25 protein-coding genes are annotated in these 25,853 nt (G+C 58.8%); 9 read left to right on the forward strand and 16 right to left on the reverse strand.

Annotated features, from left to right (window positions below):
- Positions 1-237: 237 nt before the first annotated feature.
- Positions 238-1,272, forward strand: coding sequence for an alpha/beta hydrolase (locus JFU11_RS09795; RefSeq protein ID WP_123719370.1), 1,035 nt, complete (start codon positions 238-240; stop codon positions 1,270-1,272).
- 70 nt (positions 1,273-1,342) lie between these two features.
- Here JFU11_RS09795 and JFU11_RS09800 read toward each other — a convergent pair whose 3' ends face one another.
- Positions 1,343-1,699 (reverse strand): DUF6124 family protein, encoded by a 357-nt coding sequence (locus JFU11_RS09800; protein WP_201060522.1) that lies wholly within the window; start codon positions 1,697-1,699, stop codon positions 1,343-1,345.
- 544 nt (positions 1,700-2,243) lie between these two features.
- On the opposite strand from JFU11_RS09800, the gene JFU11_RS09805 reads away from it, so the two are divergent.
- The 3 genes from JFU11_RS09805 (at position 2,244) to JFU11_RS09815 (ending at position 4,606) form a co-directional block, all read left to right on the forward strand.
- The gene (locus JFU11_RS09805) at positions 2,244-2,909 is read left to right on the forward strand and encodes a DsbA family oxidoreductase (RefSeq protein ID WP_201060523.1); all 666 of its coding nucleotides are present in this window, start codon (positions 2,244-2,246) and stop codon (positions 2,907-2,909) included.
- Between the two features lie 96 nt (positions 2,910-3,005).
- Entirely contained in the window at positions 3,006-3,701 is a 696-nt protein-coding gene (locus tag JFU11_RS09810) for a hypothetical protein (RefSeq protein WP_123719367.1), read from the forward strand.
- Positions 3,698-4,606 carry a hypothetical protein gene (locus JFU11_RS09815; RefSeq protein ID WP_038981850.1) on the forward strand — a complete coding sequence of 303 codons (909 nt, stop codon included), beginning with the start codon at positions 3,698-3,700 and terminating at the stop codon, positions 4,604-4,606. The genes JFU11_RS09810 and JFU11_RS09815 overlap by 4 nt, the downstream gene beginning before the upstream one ends.
- Before the next feature lie 163 nt (positions 4,607-4,769).
- On the opposite strand, the gene JFU11_RS09820 is transcribed toward JFU11_RS09815, so the two are convergent.
- The 11 genes from JFU11_RS09820 to JFU11_RS09870 all read right to left on the reverse strand — a co-directional run bounded on the left by JFU11_RS09820 (position 4,770) and on the right by JFU11_RS09870 (position 17,403).
- Entirely contained in the window at positions 4,770-5,099 is a 330-nt protein-coding gene (locus tag JFU11_RS09820) for a GlpM family protein (RefSeq protein WP_176466865.1), read from the reverse strand.
- Between the two features lie 8 nt (positions 5,100-5,107).
- Positions 5,108-6,436: a sigma-54 dependent transcriptional regulator gene (locus JFU11_RS09825; protein WP_123719365.1), complete on the reverse strand. Its 1,329-nt coding sequence runs from the start codon at positions 6,434-6,436 to the stop codon at positions 5,108-5,110.
- Positions 6,433-8,334 carry a sensor histidine kinase gene (locus JFU11_RS09830; RefSeq protein ID WP_123719364.1) on the reverse strand — a complete coding sequence of 634 codons (1,902 nt, stop codon included), beginning with the start codon at positions 8,332-8,334 and terminating at the stop codon, positions 6,433-6,435. Before JFU11_RS09830 ends, JFU11_RS09825 begins: the two co-directional genes overlap by 4 nt.
- A 224-nt stretch (positions 8,335-8,558) precedes the next feature.
- Positions 8,559-9,293: an amino acid ABC transporter ATP-binding protein gene (locus tag JFU11_RS09835; RefSeq protein WP_052966165.1), complete on the reverse strand. Its 735-nt coding sequence runs from the start codon at positions 9,291-9,293 to the stop codon at positions 8,559-8,561.
- Positions 9,290-9,961 carry an ABC transporter permease subunit gene (locus JFU11_RS09840; RefSeq protein WP_123719363.1) on the reverse strand — a complete coding sequence of 224 codons (672 nt, stop codon included), beginning with the start codon at positions 9,959-9,961 and terminating at the stop codon, positions 9,290-9,292. Before JFU11_RS09840 ends, JFU11_RS09835 begins: the two co-directional genes overlap by 4 nt.
- Positions 9,961-10,707 carry an amino acid ABC transporter permease gene (locus JFU11_RS09845; RefSeq protein WP_201060524.1) on the reverse strand — a complete coding sequence of 249 codons (747 nt, stop codon included), beginning with the start codon at positions 10,705-10,707 and terminating at the stop codon, positions 9,961-9,963. Before JFU11_RS09845 ends, JFU11_RS09840 begins: the two co-directional genes overlap by 1 nt.
- A 192-nt stretch (positions 10,708-10,899) precedes the next feature.
- The gene (locus JFU11_RS09850; protein ID WP_201060525.1) at positions 10,900-11,814 is read right to left on the reverse strand and encodes a glutamate/aspartate ABC transporter substrate-binding protein; all 915 of its coding nucleotides are present in this window, start codon (positions 11,812-11,814) and stop codon (positions 10,900-10,902) included.
- A 447-nt stretch (positions 11,815-12,261) separates the two neighbouring features.
- Positions 12,262-13,800, reverse strand: a complete 1,539-nt coding sequence (gene glpD, locus JFU11_RS09855) for a glycerol-3-phosphate dehydrogenase (RefSeq protein ID WP_123719362.1) — start codon at positions 13,798-13,800, stop codon at positions 12,262-12,264.
- Between the two features lie 329 nt (positions 13,801-14,129).
- Complete coding sequence (locus tag JFU11_RS09860; protein ID WP_007898523.1) at positions 14,130-14,885, reverse strand: DeoR/GlpR family transcriptional regulator; 756 nt, start codon at positions 14,883-14,885, stop codon at positions 14,130-14,132.
- Positions 14,886-14,969: 84 nt separating this feature from the next.
- Positions 14,970-16,475 carry a glycerol kinase GlpK gene (gene glpK, locus JFU11_RS09865; protein WP_007898522.1) on the reverse strand — a complete coding sequence of 502 codons (1,506 nt, stop codon included), beginning with the start codon at positions 16,473-16,475 and terminating at the stop codon, positions 14,970-14,972.
- A gap of 76 nt (positions 16,476-16,551) precedes the next feature.
- Positions 16,552-17,403 (reverse strand): MIP/aquaporin family protein, encoded by an 852-nt coding sequence (locus JFU11_RS09870; RefSeq protein WP_123358047.1) that lies wholly within the window; start codon positions 17,401-17,403, stop codon positions 16,552-16,554.
- A 370-nt stretch (positions 17,404-17,773) separates the two neighbouring features.
- Between JFU11_RS09870 and ybaK the strand changes: the two genes are divergently transcribed.
- Positions 17,774-18,244, forward strand: coding sequence for a Cys-tRNA(Pro) deacylase (ybaK, locus tag JFU11_RS09875; protein WP_123719361.1), 471 nt, complete (start codon positions 17,774-17,776; stop codon positions 18,242-18,244).
- Between the two features lie 116 nt (positions 18,245-18,360).
- Complete coding sequence (locus JFU11_RS09880; protein WP_201060526.1) at positions 18,361-19,143, forward strand: PhzF family phenazine biosynthesis protein; 783 nt, start codon at positions 18,361-18,363, stop codon at positions 19,141-19,143.
- Between the two features lie 122 nt (positions 19,144-19,265).
- On the opposite strand, the gene JFU11_RS09885 is transcribed toward JFU11_RS09880, so the two are convergent.
- Both JFU11_RS09885 and argF read right to left on the reverse strand, forming a co-directional pair.
- Positions 19,266-20,375 (reverse strand): ABC transporter ATP-binding protein, encoded by a 1,110-nt coding sequence (locus JFU11_RS09885; protein WP_123719359.1) that lies wholly within the window; start codon positions 20,373-20,375, stop codon positions 19,266-19,268.
- Positions 20,372-21,292 carry an ornithine carbamoyltransferase gene (argF, locus tag JFU11_RS09890; protein WP_201087383.1) on the reverse strand — a complete coding sequence of 307 codons (921 nt, stop codon included), beginning with the start codon at positions 21,290-21,292 and terminating at the stop codon, positions 20,372-20,374. Before argF ends, JFU11_RS09885 begins: the two co-directional genes overlap by 4 nt.
- Before the next feature lie 405 nt (positions 21,293-21,697).
- Here argF and JFU11_RS09895 point away from each other — a divergent pair, with 405 nt between their 5' ends.
- The 3 genes from JFU11_RS09895 (at position 21,698) to grxD (ending at position 24,670) form a co-directional block, all read left to right on the forward strand.
- Positions 21,698-21,988, forward strand: coding sequence for a hypothetical protein (locus tag JFU11_RS09895; protein WP_201060528.1), 291 nt, complete (start codon positions 21,698-21,700; stop codon positions 21,986-21,988).
- A 134-nt stretch (positions 21,989-22,122) separates the two neighbouring features.
- A complete protein-coding gene (locus JFU11_RS09900) occupies positions 22,123-24,231 on the forward strand; it encodes a molybdopterin oxidoreductase family protein (protein ID WP_123719357.1) in 2,109 nt (702 codons plus the stop codon).
- Between the two features lie 97 nt (positions 24,232-24,328).
- Positions 24,329-24,670, forward strand: a complete 342-nt coding sequence (grxD, locus tag JFU11_RS09905) for a Grx4 family monothiol glutaredoxin (RefSeq protein WP_007898513.1) — start codon at positions 24,329-24,331, stop codon at positions 24,668-24,670.
- A gap of 197 nt (positions 24,671-24,867) precedes the next feature.
- Here grxD and bfr read toward each other — a convergent pair whose 3' ends face one another.
- Positions 24,868-25,341 carry a bacterioferritin gene (bfr, locus tag JFU11_RS09910; protein ID WP_019651359.1) on the reverse strand — a complete coding sequence of 158 codons (474 nt, stop codon included), beginning with the start codon at positions 25,339-25,341 and terminating at the stop codon, positions 24,868-24,870.
- Between the two features lie 200 nt (positions 25,342-25,541).
- On the reverse strand, positions 25,542-25,760 hold the full coding sequence (locus JFU11_RS09915) for a bacterioferritin-associated ferredoxin (RefSeq protein ID WP_123358041.1): 219 nt from the start codon (positions 25,758-25,760) through the stop codon (positions 25,542-25,544).
- Positions 25,761-25,853: the final 93 nt, after the last annotated feature.

A 25,853-nucleotide genomic window follows, 5' to 3' on the forward strand; every position in this document is an offset into this window, starting at 1 on the left:
TTGTGAGGGGGGCAGGTGGTACATAGTTATAGGGTTGTGCGTTTATCAACCGCCAGGTTACGTCCTCCAGGCTACGACCCATTTTTATCGCGATGAGCGACGGTCGAACGCGCTCGGCCGTATCGGTCGATGACCGCTCGGCAATCTTCATCAAACTGTCACGTAACTGTGGCAGCGCGCTTGAACAAACTTCATCAGACTCGCGCTCTACTGGAGTTCTGCGTTTCGGTGTTTTTCATGCGTGCTTTATTTTTATCGGCGGCCACTTTTCTGGCCGCTTTATTGTTCAGCCTGTCGTCCCTGGCGGCTGCGCGGTGCGATGTCAATGTTCCGACCGAGCGGGTCGATCTGGAACAGGTGAGCCTGGCCTACCAGAGCATTGGCCGTGCCTCGGATCCTGCGTTGTTGCTAGTGATGGGCCTGGGCGGGCAGTTGATTCACTGGCCGGACGAGGTGGTGGTTGCGCTGTGTCAGCAGGGTTTTCGGGTGATTCGCTATGACAATCGCGATGTGGGCCTCTCGACTTGGCGGCAGACGCCTATCGAGGCCAACCTGACCTTCGAAGTGTTGCGCTACAAACTCGGTTTGCCGGTATCGGCGCCGTACACCCTGACCGACATGGCGGATGATGCCTTTGGACTGATGGATGCTTTGCACGTCAAACAATTCCACGTACTGGGCGCCAGCATGGGCGGGATGATCGCCCAACATATGGCGGCGATGGCACCGCAGCGTGTCGAGAGCCTGACGTTGTTGATGACCAGCTCGGGTGCCGAAGGTTTGCCGGCACCGAGTGCGGCGCTGGTGCAGTTACTCGCGCGACGCGGCGCACCGAATCGCGAGGTGGCGCTGGAGCAACAGGCCGATTTGCTGGCGGCGCTGGGTAGCCCGGCGGTGAGCGATGACCGGCAGGCGCTGTTGCAGCAGGCGGCGCAATCCTATGACCGGGCATTCAACCCGGAGGGCGTGAAGCGCCAGATCATGGCCATCCTCGCCGAACGGAGCCGGGTGGCGCTGCTTAATCAATTGCGGGTGCCGACGCTGGTGGTTCACGGCACCGCCGATCCGTTGTTGCCGGTGATGCATGGCGTGCACCTGGCGGCGCACATTCGCGGCAGTCAGTTGAAGCTGATCCCGGGGTTGGCCCATCGTTTTCAAGAGGCGTTCAAGGCGCCGTTGTTGGCGGCAGTGTTGCCGTATTTGCAGGCCCATCGCGAAGACACCTCGCACTGGGCGCAGATTGATCCGGTGACCGCCCCAAATCTCCTGTAACCCCAAAATCCAATGTGGGAGCGAGCAGGCTCGCTCCCACAGGGTTTAGGTTCTCCGACAGGTTCAGGTTTTACGTTGGAACGAAGTTATCAAGCACCCGGTTCACCGCCAGTTCACCCAACATGACGGAGTTCTGGATGCCGAGCACGGTGTTGCGTTGCGGGCCGTCCACCAGCCCCGCGAAATCACTCAACATCACGCTCGCCGCTGCCAGGGATTCGCAGGCGTTGACCAGCAGGGATTCGTTATCGGCGTCGGGGGCGACGGAGTAAAGGGCGCTGGGTTTGCGTGGGATGTCTTTGGGAATGACCGGTTTGAGGTAGTAATCGAGGGCGCGGTCGGCGGCTTCGTTGAGCTTTTTGGAGCCTGGGATTTCGTACGGGGAAACGTCGTCGGTTTCCGGTGGATTAGGTGTGATCTTGAACATTGGAGGGTACTCCTGATAGTAGAGCCGCAACCTGTCTCGCTACTAAACGGAAGGGTGGCGGCTGTGCGCAAGTTAGTAGACCGGCCACCCATCCAAAACCGGCGCGCCCGAAGGCACCATGCGCACAGCCACCATCAAGTGCAAGCGAATGCCTGACTGGATGACACTTATACGTCCGGATGGAAAAAGCCGGGCTACTAAACCCGATCACTGGGAATCAGTGACAGGAACCAAGTTACCGACGGGCCTCCAGGCGCACAAGCCGGCGGATTCTGACGTGGTTGTAGGCGATGACGCAAGGCGCTGTAGCTTTCAGGAAGTAACGCTAAACAGAACTAAACACGCCCCCCAAAACACCCCAAAACCTGTGGGAGCGGGCTTGCCCGCGATGGCGGCGTGTCAGTCACCACAGATGTCGTCTTGAACACCGTCATCGCGGGCAAGCCCGGCTCCCACAGGGAGAGTGGAACCGTTGCCACACGGGCTCAGCCTTCGGGTGTATCGTTCAAACTTTCCGGCGCGACCCAAGCCTGCGAGGTGTGTAATGAGTACCCCCCTGAAAATCGATTTCGTCAGCGACGTGTCCTGCCCCTGGTGCGTTGTCGGTCTGTATAGCCTGACCCGTGCCCTGGATTTGCTCGGCGACGAAGTCCAGGCCGAGATCCGTTTCCAGCCGTTCGAACTGAACCCGAAGATGGGCCCCGAAGGTCAGAACATCACCGAACACATCAGCGAAAAGTATGGCTCGACGCCTGAGCAATCGCAGAAGAACCGCGAAATGATCCGCGCGCGTGGCGCCGAGGTCGGGTTTGCCTTTCGCACGGACGGCAACAGCCGTATCTACAACACTTTCGATGCTCATCGCTTACTGCACTGGGCGGGGCTGGAAGGGTTGCAGTTCAACCTGAAAGACGCACTGTTCAAGGCGTATTTCACCGAGGGCGGCAATCCGTCCGATCACGGGCAATTGGCGCAGATAGCGGAAAGCGTGGGACTGGATCGGCAGCGGGCCGAGGCGATTCTGGCGTCCGATGAATTCGCCAAAGAGGTTCGCGAGGAAGAACAGTTGTGGTTAACGCGGGGAGTGAGTTCGGTGCCGACGGTGGTGTTCAACGGGCAGTACGCCGTCAGTGGCGGGCAACCGGTGGAGACGTTTGTCGGTGCGATTCGTCAGATCATGAGTGAAGCCAAGGGCGGAACGGTCAACTAACGATTGTCGGTCGAAAAATATATCAATGTGCCACTACGGTTTTTGCCGGTGCTGCCGACATAGGCAGCATCGTTAATAATCATAGGGACTTGATCCATGAATCTTCACGCTCTACGCACCTGGGCAGCCCTGACGTTGCTCGCCTGCCTGACCCTCACGGGCTGTGCTCACGTGCAACCTCCAGTACCGCTGGACCACCAATTCTGGGATGCCAAAGAGCCGACTATCGGCGTGGCGATCACTGTGGTTCCGGAGCCGGTGCTGGCGTTGACCGGTAATCAGGGGATTCTCGATTACGCCATCAACAAGGGCGTTAACAACAAGCTCAGTGACAATGTCGAAAAATGGCAAGTGGGCGACCTCAATACCTTGCCCGATGTCCTTGTCGCCAAGCTGCAGGCAAAGGGTTACAAAGCCAAGCGGATCAACGAGCCGTTCGACCTGAAGATTTATAAGGAAACCAGTTTCCGCGAAGGCTACATGACCCGTGACATGACGCCGGTCAAAGCCACCTACGGCGTCGATCGTCTGCTGCTGGTGAATGTCTACGCCACCGGCGCTACCCGCAGCTACTACAGCATCGTGCCGACCAGCGTGCCGATGGCGCAGGTGGGCGGACAGGGCATGGTGATCGATCTGGCAGACAACAAATTGCTGTGGTTCAAACCCTTTGTCGCTACGCAAGCCGCCCAGGGCGAGTGGGACGAGCCGACCTACACCAACCTGTCCAACGCGTTCTATCAGGCTGTGGACAATAGCCGTCAGCAAATGATCACCCCGTTCGCGCAATGAAGCGTCTGCCTATAGTGGCTGGTGCGCTGGCCCTGCTGATGCTGCCGGGGTGTGCGCAAAAACCGGCCCCTGAGGCCGGTTTCAAGGACCAGAGTGCCTTGCCTTATGTCCAGACCCACGGGCTTAAGGTCGATGTGCAGTTGCCGCAATCCTTTGTGGGTGCGAGCACCGTGATTGACTCCCAGGCAGCCTTGAAGGCTGCGTCGTCGAGTCATAATCTGGTGGCGAGCTCGGGCAACACTGCCGGGCTTGCCGGTTTGCTGGTCGCCAGCCTGATCAACACCCAGATGGGCAGCGGCAGCTTGCAGCGCGATGCGGAAAAAACCGCGCTCAACGAGGCGCGACCGATGGCCGACTTGCTCGCTGGCGTTCCGTTGCAGGAGCGTCTGCAAAAGCGCTATCAACAGGCTTCGCAAGTGGCCGGGTTCAAGCAAGGAGAAGGGCAGGTCACCGCGCGCTTGGTGATAGAGCCCAGACTGATGCTGACCCCCGATCGCGGCAGTTTCGTGCTGGTCAATCAGGTGCAGGTTCAGGACATTGCCGGTTCGGCGCTGTATCGCATGCGGATCGAAGTCGTCAGCCAGCCGATTCGGCGCTGTGGCAAGCAGTGCATCGATGACGGCGGCCTAGATTTGGCAAAGGTCACGGCCGTGCTCGACGAGTGTATCGACGAGTCGATGCGCGTTTTGTCCACCGACCTGATGCAGTCGACACCGCCAGCGGCAGCCCAGGAAACCTTGCGTTATATCCTTGATGGCCAGCGAGTGGTCGAGCGTGGTTATCAACTGGCCAACAACGGTAACTATTGGCGTTATCGCAACCTCTACGGGGCGGTGAAATCGGTGCCGGTGCCGTTTGAAGATGCGTTGACACAAGCACAGTTGCAGAAGGTTTACGGGCAGTAACCAAGGGACTTGCCCCTTACCCCGTCCCCGTAAGAGCTGCCGCAGGCTGCGATCTTTTGATCTTGATTTTTTCCAGACCGCTGAAGGTCAAGATCAAAAGATCGCAGCCTTCGGCAGCTCCTACAGGTGTATGCAAATGCCGCAGGCCGCGATCTTTTTAAATTTAGCCGTGCAGGCGAACCCACACACTGACCAATACCGTCGCCGCCATCAACCACGCCACCGCAGCCACCGCCAACGAAGCCTCCAGCCGCATCCGGTCGACCATCACATACAAGGTCGCCAGGTAGACGAAGTACGGAATGATCGACCACATGCCAAACACGATGGTGGTTTTCAAATCATCCAGCGAACGCCCCTTACCGACGATGTAATGAGCGATCAGCGCAAAGGTCGGAAACAGCGGCACCAGGCCTGCGATGTAATAGTTTTTGGTCTTGGCCAGCATGGCCAGAATCACCACCACCGCCGCGCCCAGGGTTGCTTTGAAAATCAGGTCCATCAGTGACTCAGCCCGTATTTCTTCACTTTGTCGAACAGCGTGGTCTTGGCCATCCCCAGTTCCTGGCTGGCCTGGGTCAGGTTGCCGCCGCTGCGCTGCAAGGCGTCGCTGAGCAAGTTGCGCTCGAAGGCTTCCACCGCTTCGGCGAAGGCCAGGCCCTGATTGTTGCCATTGGCGCCGGATTTTTTGAAGGCCGGCAGGCCCAATGCGAAACGCTCGGCGACGTTGCGTAGTTCGCGCACGTTGCCTGGCCAGTCGTGGCTCATCAGGTTCGACAGGGTCTGATTGTCCAGTTCCGGCACCGCGCGGTCGAAGCGCAGGGATGACAGCTGCAGGAAGTGTTCGAAAAGTTGCAGGATGTCTTCGCGGCGCTCGCGCAGCGGCGGCAGTTCCAGGGTTACCACGTTCAGGCGGTAATACAGGTCGCTGCGAAACTCGCCGGCCTTGCTCGATTGATCCAGATCGGACTTGGTCGCGGCGATCACCCGGCAATCCACCGCCACACTCTGGTTCGAGCCGAGGCGTTCAAGGGTGCGTTCCTGCAACACCCGCAGCAGTTTGATCTGCAACGGTAGCGGCATGCTTTCCACTTCATCGAGGAACAGCGTGCCGCCGTCGGCGTGTTCGATCTTGCCGATCCGCCGCTTGCCGGCACCGGTGAAGGCGTTGGCCTCGTGGCCGAAGATTTCGCTTTCGAACAGGTTCTCCGGCAGGCCACCGCAGTTCAGCGCGACGAACTGTTTGGTGTGCCGACGGCTGAAGTCATGCAGGCAGCGCGCAACCAATTCTTTACCGGTACCGGTCTCGCCTTCGATCAGCACGTTGGCCGAGGTGTCGGCGACGTTGGCGATCAGTTCCCGCAGGTTCTGCATGGCCGGCGAGCGCCCGATGATCCGGCCTTCGAGGGAGTCGCGCTCGAACAGTTGTCGACGTAGCGACGACACTTCCCGCGCCAGGCTGCGTTGCTCTAGCGCGCGGCGGGCGACGTCTACCAGACGTTCCGGGGAGAAGGGTTTTTCCATGAAATCGTAGGCGCCTTTCTGCATCGCGCCGACGGCCATGGAGATGTCGCCGTGGCCGGTAATCAGCACCACCGGCAGGCTGCGATCGCGGGCCTTGAGCCGGGTCAGCAGTTCCAGGCCATCGATGCCCGGCAGACGGATGTCACTGATGACGATGCCGGCGAAGTTATCGCCAACCCGCTCCAGCGCTTCTTCAGCGCTACCCACACCCACGCAGGGAATGTCTTCCAGGGTCAGCGCCTGTTGGCAACCGAGCAGGACATGGGGGTCGTCTTCGACGATCAGCACACTAAGGTCGTTGTTCATATTGGCTCGGCGGGAGTGGGGCTTACCAACGGTAAACTTAGGACGAAGGTGGTACCACCGCTGGCCGGGTGTTCGACACCCAGATGCCCGCCGGTGGCGGCGGCCAGGCTGGCTGAAAGCGTCAGGCCGAGGCCCAGGCCCTGTTCGCCGGGTTTGGTGGTGAAGAACGGTTCGAACAAATGCTTGCGCGCTTCGGCATCAATACCGTGGCCGTTGTCGCGTACCCGCAGGCGATATTTGCCGTCGAACTCCTCGCCTTCGAGCCACAACTCCGGCTGGGGCTGTGACTGCATGGCGTCGAGCGCGTTGCCGATCAGGTTGACCAGGATCTGCTCCAGACGGGTCTGGTCGATCAGCACCTGCACGTCTTCGAGGTCGCGGTGCAAGTGCAGTTGCGCGCTTTCCATCCGGCCGCCTAGCAATTGCAGGGCGGCGTCTACGGCTTTGCCAAAGCTGGCCTGGCCCTTGTCATCACCGCGCCGGGCGAAGGAGCGCAGGCTGGCGGTGATCCGGCCCATGCGGTCGATCAGCTCATTGATGGTCTTGAGGTTGGTGCTGGCCACATCCAGCTGACCGCGTTCCAGAAAGCGCACGGTATTACCGGACAAGGTCCGCAAGGCTGCCAGCGGCTGGTTCAATTCGTGGGCGATGCTGGTGGACATCTGACCGATGGCCGCCAGTTTGCCGGCCTGGACCAGTTCATCCTGGGCGCGGCGCAATGTCTCTTCGGCCTGCCGCCGTTCGCGGATCTGGCCCTTGAGCCGTTCGTTGCTGGCGCGCAGGTCGGTGGTGCGTTCGGTAATCCGACGCTCCAGTTGATTGTTGGCTTCCTGCAAGGCTTCCCGCGCCGCGAGGCGGGTGGCGATCACCTTGCGTCGCTCGTTCCAGGCGATCAGCAGAAACGCCACCAGGGCAAACGCCACCGCCACCAGAATCCCCTGATTGATCGCTTCACGCCGCAAATCCTGCAGGGGGGTGAGCAGGGTGAAATTCCATGGGGTGTCGCTCAGCGGCCGGGTTTGCGAGAGGTAGCTGATGTTCTCTTCATCGGACATCAATTCGCTGTTGGCGGGGAAGGTCAGTTTTTCCTCGCCTTCGGCCAGTTTCTCCCGCGCCAGCGGTTGCAGTTCATTCAGCGGAAACCAGTAATACTGCAGGCTACGGGCCAGTTTTTCCTTGGTTTCCTCGCTCAATGGCACAACCGATTTAAGCCGCCGCGCCGGATCGCTGGAGAGAATGATGATGCCGTTCTCGTCGCTGACGAAGGCTTCCAGGCGCGCGCGCTGCCAGCGTTCTTCCATGGCTTCGAGGCGAACCTTGACCACGGCGACGCCGATGATCTTGCCGTGCTCTTCCAGACCGTGCGCCAGGTAATAGCCGGGTTCGCCGCTGGTGCTGCCGATGCCGTAGAAACGCCCCGACTGACCGCGTACGGCGTTCTGGAAATAGGCGCGGAAGGACAGGTCTTCACCCAGATAACTGTCGACATCGCGCCAGTTGCTGGTGGCCAGTACGCGACCGGTGGTGTCCATCACATAAATGGCCCGACTGCGGCTGCGCCGGTTCAGGCCTTCAAGGTATTCGTTGACCGTCTGCCGGAGTTCCGGAGACGGGTCGGCCAACAGCTTGGAAACACTGGATTCGAGTTCCAGCAGGCTGGGCAGGTAGGTGTACTTGCTGATCTCGCTCTCGACGGCGCGGGCGTGCAGTTCCAACTGACGCTGGCCATTCTCGCTGAGGCTGCGAATTCCGTAGTGTTCACTGACCCAGAAGCCGATGTAACCCAATCCGATCATCAGGGCGATGACCAGCGGCGGCAGGAACAGATGGCGAATCAAACGGGGTTTCACGGCGAGTGATGGCGGCGCGGCGCGATAGAGGGTGGAGTCGCATTTCATCACAGATGCCTTGGGTCAACCACAACACAAATATCCATATACCCACAGATCCTTGTGGGAGTTGGCTCTGTGGCGAGGGGGCTTGCCCCCGTTCGGCTGCGAAGCAGTCGTAAACCCGTTGCATGCGGTTTGACTTCGAAATGCCGGGGCCGCTTCGCGACCCAACGGGGGCAAGCCCCCTCGCCACACAAGCCAGCTCCCACAGGGGGAGCGGCGTCCGATGCTTAGTGCTGCAAAATTTTCGCGAGGAAGTGCTGTGTACGCTCGGCACGGGCGTTGATGTCGCCGAAGAACTCTTCTTTCTTGCAGTCTTCGATGATCTTGCCCTGGTCCATGAAAATCACCCGGTCCGCCACCTTGCGGGCGAAGCCCATTTCGTGGGTCACGCACATCATGGTCATGCCTTCGTGGGCCAGTTGCACCATCACGTCGAGTACTTCGTTGACCATTTCCGGGTCCAGCGCCGAGGTCGGTTCGTCGAACAGCATGACGATCGGGTCCATCGCCAGCGCACGGGCAATCGCTACACGCTGTTGCTGACCACCAGAAAGCTGGCCCGGGTGCTTATGCGCATGGGCAGATAGCCCGACTCGCTCAAGCAGTTGCAGGGCTTTTTTTGAGGCTTCTTCCTTGCTGCGACCCAGCACCTTGATTTGCGCGATGGTCAGGTTATCCATGATGCTCAGGTGCGGGAACAGTTCGAAATGCTGGAACACCATGCCGACGCGCGAACGCAGTTTCGGCAGGTTGGTCTTCGGGTCGGCGATGGACGTGCCATCGACGATCACGTCGCCTTTCTGGAACGGTTCCAGCGCGTTGACGCATTTGATCAGGGTGGATTTGCCGGAACCGGATGGCCCGCACACCACGATCACTTCGCCTTTTTTGACCTCGGTGCTGCAGTCAGTCAGTACCTGGAAGTCGCCATACCACTTGTTGACATTCTTGATAGAGATCATACGGCAAACCTTTTTTGCAGACGCTTGACCAGCTGCGAGGCGGCAAAGCTGATGATGAAGTATGTGAAACCGGCGAAGATCAGGAACTCATTGGAGCGGCCGATGATGTCGCCACTGGCGCGCGAGGCATTGAGGAAGTCCACCAGACCCACCGCGTAAACCAGCGAGGTGTCCTGAAACAGGATAATGCTCTGTTGCAGCAGCAGCGGGGTCATCTTGCGGAACGCTTGCGGCAGGATGATCAATCGCATCATCTGGCCGTAGCCCATGCCCAATGCCTGGGCAGCACCCATCTGGCCCTTGGGGATCGACTGCACGCCGGCCCGGACGATTTCGCAGAAGTACGCTGCTTCGAACATCATGAAGGCTACGATGCACGAGGCGAACGCGCCGATCGGTGTGTCTTCGCCGGTGATCCAGCGCAGCACGAACGGCACCGCCAGGTAGAACCAGGTGATGACCAGCAGCAACGGGATCGAGCGGAAGTAGTTGACGTAGGCGCCGGCAATGTTCGACAGCAGTTTGCTGTGGGACAGGCGCATCAGTGCCAGGATCGTGCCGAGGATGATCCCGCCGGTCACGCCCAGGGCCATGAGTTTGAGGGTCATGACCATGCCGTTCCACAAACCCGGCAGGGACGGAATGATGCCCGAGAAGTCGAATTCCATCATTTACCCCCTACGGAGATCAGGCCTGGTACGGCAACTTTCTTCTCGACACCGCGCATCAGCAACATCAGGCCCATGTTCAGGGTGAAGTAGATCAGCGTCGCCAAGGTGAAGGCTTCGAACAGGTTGGCGGAGAACTCGGCGGTCTGTTTGGTCTGCGCGAGCAGCTCCATCAGGCCGATCAGCGATGCCACGGAGGAGTTCTTGAATACGTTCAGGAATTCCGAGGTAAGCGGCGGAATAATGATTCGATAAGCCTGGGGCAGCAGCACATTCCAGTAGATCTGTGGCAGCTTGAAACCCATGGCACGGGCAGCGGATTCCTGGCCGCGAGGGAGCGCCTGGATACCGGTGCGCACTTGTTCGCACACCCGAGCGGTGGTGAACAGGCCCAGGCACACGACGACGCTGAGGAAGGCCGAGGTGGTCGGGTTGAGATCCTGCTTGTACCACTCCTGGATGTCCGCAGGCAGCAGGTCGGGCACCAGGAAGTACCAGATGAACAGCTGAACCAGTAGCGGCACGTTACGGAAGAGTTCGACGTAGCAGGTCGCGATGCCCGATACGATGCGGTTAGGCACCGTGCGCATGACGCCCAGAATCGAGCCCAGCAGCAGCGCGATGATCCAGGCTGCGATGGCGATGGCAATGGTCCAGCCCAAACCGGAGAGGTACCAGTCGAAATAAATCTCGCTGCCCACGCCGGTGGACTTGAAGAACACGCCCCAGTCCCAGTTGTAATTCATTAGGGTCTCCCCTCGGATTCGTTCGATTTACAAATGCCCGCCTGGGGAATCTCCGTTCCCGCCCGACCATGACGTCAGGCACACACGAGCGGCTCGACAACCACCGGTTCGAGTGTTTCCAAAAATGCCAGCAGGGAGTGACAAATCCCTGAAAGGGCGCAGGCCCTCTCAGGGAATAAGGTTAGTCAGAAATCAGGATTTCTTTTCGTCAGCCGCTTTGTCGGTCGGATTGGCGATCAGGGCCTTGAGCTCTTCGCTCATCGGGAACATCAGGTTCAGGCCTTTTGGCGGAATTGGCTGCATGAACCATTTTTCGTAGATCTTGTTGATCTCGCCGGACTTGTAGGTCGCGGTGATGGCGTCGTCGACAGCTTTCTTGAACGGTGCGTCGCCCTTGCGAACCATGCAGCCGTAAATTTCGTTGGACTGCGCAGTCCCGGTCACGGCCCAATCGGTCGGTTTCTTGGCCTTGGCCATTTCACCGGCCAGCAAGGCGTCGTCCATCATGAAAGCCACGGCACGACCGGTTTCCAGCATCTGGAAGGACTCACCATGGTCTTTGGCGGAGATCACGTTCATGCCCATCTGCTTGTCGGCGTTCATCGACTTGAGGATGCGCTCGGACGTGGTGCCGGCGGTGGTCACAACGTTCTTGCCTTTCAGGTCGGCGAAGTCTTTGTACGGGGAATCTTTCTTGGACAGAAGCTTGGTGCCGATTTCGAAGATGCCGACGGAGAAGTCAACTTGCTGCTGACGTTCGACGTTGTTGGTGGTGGAGCCGCACTCGACGTCCACGGTGCCGTTCTGCACCAGCGGGATACGGGTTTGCGAGGTCACCAGGTTGTATTTGACCTGGAGGTTGGGCATGTCCAGGTCTTTCTTGATGGCTTCAACGATTTTCAGCTGGATATCGTGGGAGTAGCCAACCGGTTTGCCGGAAGCGTCCGCGATATAGGAAAACGGAATGGAAGCGTCACGATGCCCGAGGGTGATGGTGCCGGACTCTTTGATCTTCTTCAGTGTGCCGGTGAGTTCGGCTGCGAAAACTGGAGTGCTAATCAGAGCGGCAGCAATGGCTGCGCCCAGGATATGGGGAACGATGCGCATCAAATTTTCCTCGACATTGTTTTTTTTATGGAGCCAGTTCATCGGCCTTTTGGTGCTTCGAATGCCTGACGGCTCCTGAAGCGTTGGCGCAACAGGCATTCGTCCAAGAGTGTAGAGCATGACTCGTGCCAGGCCAGGCGTTATAGATCAACTCATTGATTTATAACGTTATTAAATATTTGTGGCGTTGAATTTTCTATTGGGCAATCCGGTTTACCGAATCGACTGGCAAGTCGCGTTCGGAAAACCGAATGCAATCTTGGGTTTTACTCAAACCCTGTGGGAGCGGGCTTGCCCGCGATAGCGGTGTATCAGTCGACATTATTATTGACTGTGCTGGCGTCATCGCGGGCGAGCCCGGCTCCCACAGGGGTTCGCGATGCGTTCGGAATACAAAAAAGCCCCTGAATCTCACGATTCAGGGGCTTTGGTTCACCGGACTCCCGATCAGGCCGCTTGGATCTTGCTGCGGTTCTGTTCGACCTTGTTCAGGTAATCCTTGAGCTTTTGCTGTTCCGCCGGGGTGGTGAACAGCCCGAGCTTGCTGCGGCGCCACAGAATATCGTGGGCGGTGGTCGCCCATTCTTCGCTGCACAGGTAATCGACTTCGCGGGTGTAGAGACCGCCGCCGATGTGTTCGCCCAGATCACTGAGGCTTTCCACGCCTTCGAGCATGCGCCAGGTGCGGCTGCCGTAAGTGGTGGCCCAACGTCGAGCGATCTCGGTGGGCACCCAGTCGAACTTGTCGCGGATCCGCAAGCTCAAGGCTTGCGGGGTGGTCATGTCTTCGCCGCCGGGCAGGGTGGCGCTGGCGGTCCAGCTTGGCTTGATGTGCGTGAAGTACGGGGCCAGTTGCGCCAGCGCCGATTCGGCCAGTTTGCGGTAAGTCGTCAGCTTGCCGCCGAACACCGACAGCAGCGGCGCTTCTTCGCCACTGCCCGACAACGCCAATGTGTAATCGCGGGTGACGGCCGATGGGTTGTCGGACTCGTCGTTGCACAGCGGGCGAACGCCGGAATAGCTGTGCAGGATGTCGTCGCGGCTGATTTGCTTCTTGAAGTGGGCGTTGACCACTTTGAGCAGGTAATCGGTTTCGCCTTCGGTGATCGCAACTTTCGCCGGGTCGCCGGTGTACTCGCGGTCGGTAGTGCCAATCAGGGTGAAGTGATTCAGGTACGGAATGGTGAACACGATGCGCTGATCTTCGTTTTGCAGAATGTGCGCGTGTTCGCCTTCATACAGTTTCGGCACGATCAGGTGGCTGCCCTGGATCAGACGGATGCCGTACGGCGATTCCATCTTCAGGTCGTCACGAATGAACTTGGCGACCCACGGGCCGGCTGCGTTCACCAGCGCTTTGGCGCGGATCGAAAACAGGCTGCCATCGGCGCGTTCCAGGTGCAGGTGCCACAGGCCTTTGGTGCGACGGGCACTGACGCAACGGGTTTGGGTATGGACGTGAGCGCCTTTCTCGCGGGCGGCCATGGCGTTCAGTACGACCAGGCGTGCGTCATCGACCCAGCAATCGGAATATTCGAAGCCTTTGGTGATTTCGCTTTTCAGCGGGCTGTCCGGGCCGAACTTCAGGCTTTTCGAGCCTTCGAGTTTTTCCCGTTTGCCGAGGTGATCATAAAGGAACAGGCCGGCGCGGATCATCCAGGCCGGACGGAGGTGCGGGCGGTGCGGCAGCACGAAACGCATCTGTTTAACGATGTGCGGCGCCTTGGCCAGCAGCACTTCGCGCTCGGCGAGGGCTTCGCGCACCAGGCGGAATTCGTAATGTTCGAGATAGCGCAGGCCGCCGTGGATCAGCTTGCTGCTGGCGGACGAGGTGTGGCTGGCCAAGTCATCCTTTTCGCAAAGGAATACCGAAAGACCGCGACCGGCGGCATCCGCTGCGATCCCCACGCCATTGATCCCACCACCAATGACGGCGATATCGTAAACCTCGGCAAGAGGGGGCGTAGGCAAGGTAGAAGTGGGCATCGGCTGGCCTCGGGCTTTTGATTTTCTATATTGGAATTCGAACATTAATGTTCATTTGCGAAAATATTAGCCCATAAAGACGCCCACAGCCAGTCCACTTCGATTGAAAATACTGATCGAAGGGCAGTTAAAGGAAAATTTACGAACATTTAATGAGCGTGGGAGGGCTTTTTTGGCGAGGGAGCTTGCTCCCGCTGGGCTGCGAAGCAGCCCTAAAACCGGTGAGCGCGGTTTTTCAGGAAGAACAAATTGTCTGATTTGCGTCTGCTGCGCAGCCGAGCGGGAGCAAGCTCCCTCGCCACAAGGGAGCGTGCTGTTTTCGAAGGGGGTTAAACCACTTCCAACCGAATCTTGTGCTGGCTCAACAACTGCGCCAAGGCCGGCGAAGGCTGCTGATCAGTGACCAGGCAATCGATCAGGCTGATCGGCCCCAGGCGAATCATGGCATTGCGCCCGAATTTGCTGGAGTCCGCCGCGAGGATTACCTGCCGGGCATTGGCGATGATCGCCTGGGACACCCGCACTTCCTGATAATCGAAGTCCAGCAAACTGCCGTCTTCATCGATGCCGCTGATGCCGACCAGTGCGAAGTCGACCTTGAACTGGTTAATGAAGTCGACACTCGCCTGACCGACCACGCCACCGTCCCGCCGCACGTTGCCACCGGTCAGCAGCACGTCGAAATCGTCCTTGGCGCTGAGCATCGAGGCCACATGCAGGTTGTTGGTGATGATCTTCAGGTGGTTGTGGTTGAGCAGCGCCCGAGCGATGGATTCGGTGGTGGTACCGATATTAATGAACAGCGAGGCGTGATCGGGAATCTGAGCGGCAATGGCTTCGCCGATACGCTGTTTTTCATCGCGCATCTGATCGGCGCGCATGGCGTAGGCGGTGTTTTCGACGCTGGAATCATAGGCTGCGCCGCCGTGGTAGCGACGCAGCAGATTGACTTCCGCCAGTTGATTGATATCGCGGCGGATGGTTTGCGGTGTAACGACGAACAGCTGAGCCATTTCCTCGATGCTGACATAGCCGCGTTCGCGGACCAGTTCGAGGATTTGCTGCTGACGGGGAGGCAGATTCATGGGGCTTCCTTTGGGCTGCCGTGCAAAATTTGCCCATGATGCCGCAGGAATCTGCTCCCTACCAGTTAGAACCCCATCCTTGGCTTATTCAGCGCCTTCGTGCGGTTCCCAATCACGAGTACGGCTGACAGCTTTCTTCCAGCCAGCGTAGAGTTTTTCCTTCGCGGTTTCGTCCAGCGTCGGTTCGAACTCGCGCTCGATCACTGCCTTGCCGCGCAACTCGTCCAGGCTGCCCCAGAAGCCACACGCCAGACCCGCCAGGTAAGCCGCGCCCAATGCGGTGGTTTCGCGCATTTGCGGGCGCTCGACCTGAGTGCCGAGGATGTCGGCCTGGAATTGCATCAGGAAGTTGTTTGCAACTGCGCCGCCGTCGACGCGCAGGGACTTGAGGCGTTCGCCGGAGTCCTGCTGCATGGCGTCCAGGACGTCGCGGGTCTGGTAGGCAATCGACTCCAGCGCGGCACGAATGATGTGATCCACGCGTACGCCGCGAGTCAGGCCGAACAGCGCGCCGCGGGCATACGGGTCCCAATACGGAGCGCCCAGACCGGTGAAGGCCGGCACCAGGTACACGCCGTTGCTGTCCTTGACCTTGTTGGCGAAGTATTCGGTGTCGTGGGCGTCGTTGATGATTTTCAACTCGTCACGCAGCCACTGCACGGTGGAGCCACCGTTGAATACCGCGCCTTCGAGGGCGTAGGCCACTTCGCCGCGCGGGCCGCAAGCGATGGTGGTGAGCATGCCGTGTTTGGACTTCACTGCTTTGTCGCCGGTGTTCATCAGCAGGAAGCAACCGGTACCGTAGGTGTTTTTCGCCTGGCCTGGTTCGACGCACATCTGGCCGAAGAGGGCCGCCTGCTGGTCGCCGGCAATACCGCCAATGGCGATGCCGCTTTTGGTGTGGCCGTAGATTTCGGACGAGGACTTAACTTCCGGGAGCATCTCGCGCGGGATGTCGAGGACTTCCAGCATCTTGGCGTCCCACTCCAGCGTGTGGATGTTGAAGAGCATGGTGCGCGAGGCGTTGGTGTAGTCGGTGACGTGCACTTTGCCGCCGGTAAATTTCCAGATCAGCCAGCTATCGATGGTGCCGAACAGCAGTTCACCCTTGCGCGCACGCTCACGGCTGCCTTCGACGTTGTCGAGGATCCACTTGAGTTTGGTGCCGGAGAAGTACGGGTCGGTGACCAGGCCAGTGGTGTCGCTGATGTATTGCTCGTGGCCATCGCGCTTGAGCTGCTGGCAGATTTCGGTGCTGCGGCGGCACTGCCAGACGATCGCGTTGTAGATCGGGCGGCCGGTGGTCTTGTCCCAGACTACGGTGGTTTCGCGCTGGTTGGTGATGCCGATGGCCGCGACCTGATCGTGATGCAGGCCGGCTTGAGCCAAGGCCTCGACCATCACGGCGCTTTGGGTGGCGAAGATTTCCATCGGGTCATGTTCGACCCAACCGGCTTGCGGGTAATGCTGCGCGAATTCGCGCTGGGCGGTGCAGACCACGTTCGCGTCACGGTCGAAAATGATCGCGCGGGAGCTGGTCGTACCCTGATCGAGGGCAATGATGTAGTTCTTATTCTGTATGTCGGTCATGTCGATTGCCTTGGACGAAAAATAGGAAGTGAGGTCAGGCGCGGGACCACATGGGCAGGATCACGCGCCAACGGTTTCAAGACGTTCTTGGTTTGCCGTCAATGGCCGGTGCTGCATCCTTTGTAGCAGGTATGGCGCTGGGCAGATGACGGGCAATCAGCCCGCGATAAGCTGCAGCACCGAGGCAGGCACCAACAATCGGTGCAAAAATCGGGATCAGGAAGTACGGGATATCGCGTCCGCCAGTGAAGGAAATTTCACCCCAGCCTGCGAAGAAAGTCATTAGTTTAGGACCGAAGTCGCGGGCCGGGTTCATCGCGAAACCGGTCAACGGGCCCATCGAGCTACCGATCACTGCAATCAGCAGGCCGATCAGCAACGGCGCCAGCGGCCCTTTGGGCAGGCCATTGTTGTCGTCGGTCAGCGACATGATCACGCCCATCAGGATGGCGGTGATGATCACTTCAACCAAAAAGGCCTGGGCTGTGGTCAGGGCCGGGTTCGGGAAGGTGGAGAACACCGAAGCCAATTCAAGGCTGGCCTGGGTGCCACGAACCATTTGGTGAGTTTGTTCGAAATCGAAGAAAAGATTGCTGTATAGCGTGTAAACCAACAAGGCCCCGCAGAAGGCGCCGGCCACCTGGGAGAGGATATAGAACGGCAGTTTGCGCTTTTCGAAGTCAGCGAAAATGCTCAGCGCGATACTCACGGCAGGATTGAGGTGCGCGCCGGAAACGCCGGCGGTGAGGTAGATCGCCATACTGACGCCCACCCCCCAAATGATGCTGATTTCCCACAGTCCGAAGCTGGCACCCGCCACCTTGAGCGCGGCAACGCAGCCGGTACCGAAAAAGATTAGCAGTGCAGTACCCAGAAACTCGGCCATGCATTGGCTCGAGAGCGACGGTTGTTGTAAAGCAGTTGTCATTGAAAACCTCGTTTTTGTTGTTGTCTGGCGCTTTTTCATCAAGGTCAAAGCGCGATTTTCACCAAGGCAGAATCCCCATCCTGTGCTCGGCTTACTGCTGGGTGCTGCGGTGAGACATTCGTACAGTATTCAGATTCGAAAAAATATAGACAAGAAACGCTGCTGTCAAAGGTCGAAAGTGAACTGTCGGTCACATTTCAACTATTAGTCACGTGAATGACCGCATCGTTCATCAGGCAGGCCGACCGTGGACGAGCGGCACCGAAGGCCGGCCAAGCTATTGAAATGGCGTTGTAATAGAGCCTTTTATCGATCAATGACCTAGAATCCTGCGCAGTATTTTTCTTCTGCCGCCAAGCTTGGAGCTGCCATGACCCCCGCATTGGATTTGTTGAAAAAAGTTCGTGCCGAACATCGCGTGCACAGTTACGAACATGATCCAAAGGCGGCGTCCTATGGTCTGGAGGCCGCGGAAAAACTGGGGTTGGACCCGGCTCAGGTGTTCAAGACATTGTTGGCGGCCAGCGAGAAGGGAGAGTTGTTGGTGGCGGTGGTGCCGGTCGTCGGAAGTCTGGACTTGAAGGCGCTGGCGCATGCCGCTGGCGTAAAAAAAGTCGAAATGGCCGACCCCGCGGCTGCACAGCGTTCGACGGGGTATCTGTTGGGCGGCATCAGCCCGCTCGGGCAGAAGAAGCGCCTGCGTACCTTTATTGACCGTTCAGCCCAGCCTTTTTCCAGCATTTTCGTCAGCGCCGGACGGCGTGGTCTGGAAGTTGAACTGGCGCCCGCCGTGTTGGCCGAACACACCCAGGCGAAGTTCGCCGATATCGGTCGCGCCTGAGTAGAGGGTCTCGGGCGTTCAGCCCGGCCCTGTATGGTGGAAATTGATTGGTTCTGTCACTGGTGAAGGGCTCTTCGTGGCTGCATGCTCGTCGACCTAAAAAAGGGAGATGTGGCATGCAGCTAGAGTTTCATCAGGTCGACGCGTTCAGTGATCGGCCGTTCAGTGGCAACCCGGCGATGGTGTACCGGCTCGATACCTGGCTCGACGATGAGTTGATGCAAAAAATCGCCGCCGAACACAACCTCGCCGAAACCGCGTTTCTGGTACGTGAGGGGGCCGTTTGGCACATCCGCTGGTTTACCCCGACCACCGAAGTCCCGTTATGCGGCCATGCGACCCTGGCCAGCGCCTATGTTCTGTTTGAAATCTATAAGGAACCGGTCGAACGGCTGGACTTCATCTGCCAGTCCGGCCTGCTGAGTGTCAGCCGTGAGGGCGAGCGCTTGTGGCTGGATTTCCCGGTCATCGTGCCGACGGAAGTGGGCGTGACCCTGGATATCGAGCGCGCCTTGGGTGTGAAAGCGGTTGATGTGCTGGGCTCGAAAGAATTGTTCGTGGTGCTGGAGTCCGAGCAAGCGGTGCTCGATTGTCAGCCGGACATGGTTGCGCTGGCAAAACTGCCGTGGCTGGGCGCCATTGTGACGGCCAAGGGCAACAAGCATGATTTTGTGTCGCGATACTTTGCCCCGGCAATCGGCATCAACGAAGACCCGGTGACCGGGTCGACCCATTGCAGCCTGATTCCGTATTGGTCGGAACGCTTGGGCAAGTCGAGTCTGACGGCTTATCAGTGTTCGGCACGGGGCGGGGAGTTGTTTTGCCAGCTGGAAGGGGATCGGGTGAGTATTGGCGGGAATGCGACGCTGGTCGCAAGCGGCAAATTATTGCTCGGATGATTTTTTGTAGGAGCGAGCGGTGCGGCGATCCGAGTTGCCCGCGAAGGCGCCGTGTCAGTCGACATCATCATTGACTGACACGACGCCTTCGCGGGCAAGCCTCGCTCCTACAGATTCTGGTGTCAGCTGGCGGTGCTGTACCGCCGAACACCGGATTCGATCACCGGGATCTGCGCCGCCGTGCTGCCGTTCGCCTGAAACAGCACCAGGTGTTCAGCCGCCACCCGAATGCCTACTTCAGCACCGACCAGATGATCGGCATGGCTCGGGAAAATCGACTCCAGCTGCGCGCCCGTAGGCAACTGCAAGCGGTACAGGGTTGATGCGCCCTGGAAGCTCTTGCCAACAATCTGCGCCCTCAGTGGGCTGTCCGGCGCATAGACGATATCGTCCGGACGCAACAACACATCCACGGCACAACCGATTGGCCAGGTGTAGGCACGGTTGCCGCGCAATTCACCCAACTCGGTCTGTACCGACTCCGGGCTGCTCAACTGACCGCGAATGAAGTAACCCTGGCCAATGAAACTGGCCACGAATGGCGTAAGGGGTTCGTGATAGAGGTTGTAGGGCGTGTCCCACTGCTCCAGGCGACCTTCCTTGAAAACCCCCACATGGTCACTGACCGCGAAGGCTTCTTCCTGATCGTGGGTCACCAGAATCGCACTGGTGCCGCGAGCCTTGAGAATGGCGCGTACTTCATGGCTGAGCTTGCGTCGCAATTCGCCGTCGAGGTTGGAAAACGGTTCGTCGAGCAACAGCAGCTGCGGTTCCGGCGCCAAGGCGCGGGCGAGGGCGACACGTTGCTGCTGACCACCGGACAACTCATGAGGGAAGCGCTTGCCGAGGTTTTTCAGGTTGACCAGTTCGAGCAGCTCTTCGGTGATGCGATCCTTTTGCGGGTGCTTGCGGATCCCGAAAGCGATGTTCTCGGCCACGCTCAAATGCGGAAACAGTGCGTAATCCTGGAACACCATGCCGATCCGGCGCTTCTCCGGGGCGAGGGTGAAACCAGCGCTGGAGATGGTCTCGCCCGCCAGCTGGATTTCGCCTTCGTGCACCGGTTCAAAACCGGCAATCGCCCGCAGGGTGGTGGTTTTGCCGCAGCCCGAAGACCCCAGCAGGCAACCGATATCGCCGGCATTCAAATGCAGGTTGAGGTTCTGCACAACCCGCTGGTTTTGGTAACCGCAGGCCAGGTTGCGCAGGTTCAGCAGTAATGGCTGGCTCATGCGTGGTGGTACGAAGGCGGGACGAGGAATTCGAGCAAGGCCTTTTGCGCATGAAGACGGTTTTCGGCTTGATCCCAGGCCACCGAGCGCGAGTCGTCGAGCAGGTCGAGGCTGATTTCCTCACCACGGTGGGCCGGCAGGCAATGCATGAACAGCACGTCCGGCGCGGCCAGGTCGAGCAGGGCACGGTTGACCTGGAACGGTGCGAACAACTTCAGGCGCTTGGCGGTTTCCTCTTCCTGGCCCATGGAGGTCCAGACGTCGGTGCTCACCAGGTGCGCGCCGTGCACGGCTTCCTGCGGATCGCGGACGATGGTCACCCGATCGCCGGCTTTAGCCACGAACTCAGGGTTGGGTTCGTAACCTTCCGGGCAGGCGATGCGCAACTGGAAGTCGAACTGGATCGCCGCTTCTATATAGCTGTTGCACATGTTGTTGCCATCGCCGATCCAGGCCACGGTCTTGCCTTGAATCGAACCGCGGTGTTCGAGGAAGGTTTGCATGTCGGCCAGTAACTGGCACGGGTGCAGGTCATCGGACAGGCCGTTGATCACGGGCACGCGGGAGTTGGCGGCGAATTCGGTCAGGGTGCTGTGGGCAAAGGTACGGATCATCACTGCATCGAGCATGCTCGACATGACGATGGCACAGTCGCCGATCGGCTCGCCGCGACCCAGTTGGGTATCGCGTGGCGACAGGAAGATCGCCTGCCCACCGAGCTGGATCATGCCGGCTTCGAACGAAATACGGGTGCGGGTCGACGATTTCTCGAAAATCATCCCGAGCACGCGGTTTTTCAGAGGCTCGAACAGTACGCCGCGGTTACGCAGGTCTTTGAGCTCAACGCCTCGACGGATCACGCTGACCAGCTCTTCGGGCGTGCAATCCATCAGGGAGAGAAAGTGCCTTGCGCTCATCATTGACTACCTTTTTGCAACAGACCGCAGATACTCAAAGCCTTGTTTAACTGAAAAACGGGCGAGACCTGCGGCGTAAGCCGCACGGGGCGACGAAATAGGGGAAGGCGCGATATTGACATTAAATGTCGCGTTTTTCCAATGGGCTACGGTGTTTAGAGGATTTCAGAGGGGCTACGGGTGACCGCAGTAGCGCTTTTGAAGCCTGTTTCCTGACAGCAGCTATCCATTTGTACACCGCGCTCGCCGGGCTTGGCAATCAAACAGGGCGCGGGCGACACGCTGGCGGTCGGTTTTTGACCTGTCATTCGGGCCTTTGGCGGGCAATGTGTCTTGTTCGAAATATTTGCTAAAGCAAAGTGCTGGGTTATAACTAGAGCACGAGTGACGCAGGAAGCCTCAGGAATGGAATCGAAAGAACAACTGTTAATGGAGCTACTCGGCCTTACGGCCCGCTCCCTGACTCACCTCACCGCTTCCATGACCTCGATGTCTTTCGAGCTGATGCGTAGTGAAGACGAAATCACGAAGGTGGCCGGCCGGCGCATGATCGACCGCATGGCCACCATCAGCGCCGGGCTCGACGAGCATTGGCGGCTGATCGGCGAGCTCACCGGCGTGCATGTTGCCCACGAGCAGATCGAAACCATCGAGGAGATCCAGTTGCAGGCGCCGCCGAGTCTGCCGCCGAACTGATCCCTTGCTGTCATCGGCTGGCCTGATGGTCGCCGATTCACAAGACGAACGTCGCTGGCAAAGGGGCGAGTCGCGCGCCATAGTTTTGTTCCCGCGGCCGATATTGCCCGCCCAGAACAAAACAGAGACTGGCCATGACCAAGACTCTCCATCACCGTGCGTGCCACCTGTGTGAAGCCATCTGCGGCCTGACCATCGAAACCACCGAGGTCGAAGGCAGCGGCGTACAGATCACCTCGATCAAGGGTGACCCCCAAGACACCTTCAGCCGCGGGCATATCTGCCCCAAAGCGGTTGCCCTGCAAGACATCCAGAACGATCCGGATCGCCTGCGTCAGCCGATGCTGCGAGTGGGCAGCGAGTGGCAGCCTATCGAGTGGGAAGATGCCTTCAGTCTTGTGGCCGAACGCCTGGCGGCGATTCAGGAGCGTCACGGGCAGAACGCGGTGGCGGTCTATCAGGGCAACCCCAGCGTGCACAACTACGGGTTGATGACCCATAGCAATTACTTCCTCGGTCTGTTGAAAACCCGCAACCGGTTTTCCGCGACGTCGGTCGATCAATTGCCCCATCACCTGACCAGTCACTTGATGTACGGCCACGGCTTGCTGTTGCCGATTCCGGACATCGATCACACCGATTTCATGCTGATCCTGGGCGGTAATCCACTGGCCTCCAACGGCAGCATCATGACCGTGCCGGATGTAGAGAAGCGCCTCAAGGCGATTCAGGCCCGGGGCGGCAAAGTAGTGGTGGTCGATCCGCGTCGCAGCGAAACGGCGGCGATTGCCGATCAGCATCTGTTCGTGCGCCCCGGTGGCGATGCGGCGCTGTTGTTCGGGCTGCTCAATACCTTGTTCGCCGAAGGCTTGACCCGCGACAGTCACTTACCGGTCGACGGCCTGGACGAAGTGCGTGAGGCGATCGCAGGTTTCACCACCGAAGCCATGAGCCCGCTGTGCGCGGTGCCCGCCGAGCAGATCCGTCAACTGGCACGGGACTTCGCGGCAGCGCCGACAGCGGTCTGCTACGGCCGCATGGGCGTTTCGACTCAGGCTTTCGGCACCCTGTGCCATTGGCTGGTGCAATTGATCAATTTGGTCACCGGTAACCTCGATCGGGTGGGCGGTGCGCTGTGCACCGAGCCTGCGGTGGATCTGGTGGCATCGACCTCGGGCGGGCATTTCAACCGGTGGCAGAGTCGCGTGTCCGGACGTCCGGAATACGCTGGAGAACTGCCAGTATCGGCGCTGGCCGAAGAGATGCTCACCGAAGGGGAAGGGCAGGTCCGCGCGCTGATCACCGTGGCGGGTAATCCGGTGCTGTCCACGCCTAATGGCCGGCAATTGGAGCAGGCACTGGACGGGTTGGAGTTCATGGTCAGTGTCGACCTGTACATCAATGAAACCACGCGTTATGCCGACCTGATCCTGCCGTCGACTTCGGCGCTGGAAAACGATCATTACGACACCACGTTCAACATGTTCGCGGTGCGCAACGTCACCCGCTTCAACCGGGCGATCCTCGCCAAGCCGGAAGGTGCGCTGCATGACTGGGAGATCTTCGTGGGGCTGGCCAAAGCCTTTGCGACCAAGACCGGCAAGGAACTGAAACCGACCATCGCGCCGGCGCAGATGATCGACCGAGGGCTGCGGATGGGCCTGTATGGCGACGCTTCGGAACACAAGTTGTCGCTGGCGACCTTGTTCGATCATCCTCACGGTATCGATCTGGGCGCGCTTAAACCCAACCTGGCGCCACGCCTGAAAACGGCCAATCAGCGAGTCCAGGCAGCGCCTGTCGAGATCCTCGCCGACCTGGCGCGCTTCGCGGCATTGCAAGCACCGGCCGCCGATGAGCTGCTGATGATCGGCCGCCGTCATGTGCGTAGTAACAACTCATGGATGCACAACTATCACCGTCTGGTGAAGGGCAAGCCGCGCCATCAACTGCTGATGAACCCGGACGACTTGGCCAGCCGGGGGCTCAGCGATGGGCAGCGGGTGCGCGTCAGTTCGCGGGTCGGTGTGATCGAGGTTGAAGTGGTCGCCAGCCTGGATATGATGAAAGGTGTGGTCAGCCTTCCTCACGGTTGGGGTCATGCGCGACCGGGTGTGCAGATGACGATTGCCAGCGGTCAACCCGGCTCCAGCGCCAATGACCTGACTGACGAATGTCAGCTCGATGAGTTGTCGGGCAATGCGGCGTTGAATGGCGTACCAGTGACCGTGGCGGCGGCGTGAACATGACTGTCGGGGAGGCCGAGCATGGCGCTCGGGTTTCCGTTACAATGCGCCACCGTGCCGACCACTGAGTCGGAAAGTTCAGCCGAGGTGCTCCATGGATATCATCGAAACGATTAAAGAGCAGATTGCCAACAACACCATTCTGCTTTACATGAAAGGCTCGCCGAATGCCCCACAGTGTGGGTTCTCCGCGAAAGCCGCTCAGGCTGTTATGGCCTGTGGCGAAAAGTTTGCCTATGTGGACATCCTGCAGAACCCGGAAATCCGCGCCAACCTGCCAAAGTACGCCAACTGGCCAACCTTCCCGCAACTGTGGGTCGGCGGCGAACTGGTCGGCGGTAGCGACATCATGACTGAAATGGCTGCCGACGGTTCGTTGCAAGCGACGATCAAAGCCGCTGTTGAAGCTGCTGCTGCCAACAAGACCGACGCCTGATTCGCTGTGTGTGGGAGCGGGCTTGCTCGCGAAGGCGGTATAACATTCAACAGATAAGTTGACTGACCTACCGCTTTCACGAGCAAGCCCGCTCCCACATTTGTTTTAGGGTGAGCCTGAAATTCGGTCATTAAAAAGCCCCGCCTCTTTAAAAGAGAGCGGGGTTTTTTATTGCATCGCGATTAGCGGCGTAGCATTTACTCTTCGCCCATCTGCGATTGCAGATAGTTCTCAAGACCGACTTTATCGATCAGGCCCAGTTGGGTTTCCAGCCAGTCGATATGTTCTTCTTCGGATTCCAGAATGTCTTCGAGCAGTTCACGGCTACCGAAGTCGCCGACAGTTTCGCAGTGAGCGATAGCGACTTTCAGGTCGGCATGGCCGTCGCGTTCGATCTTCAGGTCGCACTCAAGCATTTCCTTGGTGTGTTCGCCGATGTGCAGCTTGCCCAGGTCCTGGACGTTCGGCAGGCCTTCAAGGAACAGGATGCGCTTGATCAGCTTGTCCGCGTGCTTCATCTCGTCGATGGATTCGTGGTACTCGTGCTTGCCGAGCTTGTTCAGGCCCCAATCTTCATACATGCGTGCATGCAAAAAGTATTGATTGATCGCGACCAGCTCATTGGCAAGGATCTTGTTGAGATGCTGGATGACTGTAATGTCGCCTTTCATGATGGGGTCCTGCCCTGTATTAGCTGTCTATAAAGGCAGAGTTTGAGCCGCGTAATTAAGAGTGTCAAACCTAAGTTATTGAAACTTAAATGAAAATTAATCGGAATAAGAATGTTTGTGTTCCGCGTCTAGTGCCTAAGCGATTGATTTCCAGACATAAAAAAACCGGACATCAAGTCCGGTTCTTTGAAATACGGTAGTTATGCGGCGGTAAATTCTGCAGGGTAGGGGATCGCCGCCTGGGCCGATTGCACTTTACCCAGGGTGTCACGGACCACTTCCTTGGCAAGGCAGGCGCATTTACCGCATTGGCTGGCAACGCCGGTGGCCTGACGTACTTCCCGATAGCTGCAGCAACCTTCATAGATTGCATCGCGGATTTGACCGTCGGTGACGCCAGTGCAGAGGCAGACATACATAAGTGAGAACCGTCGCTGGTTGTGACTCAATTGCGATGGATCTTAATGTTAACGAGAATGATTGTCAAAGTGGTTTCTGAAGGTTTTCGTCAT

Origin of the sequence: Pseudomonas sp. TH37, from assembly GCF_016650735.1 — a bacterium.
Taxonomy (GTDB): Bacteria; Pseudomonadota; Gammaproteobacteria; order Pseudomonadales; family Pseudomonadaceae; genus Aquipseudomonas; species Aquipseudomonas farris.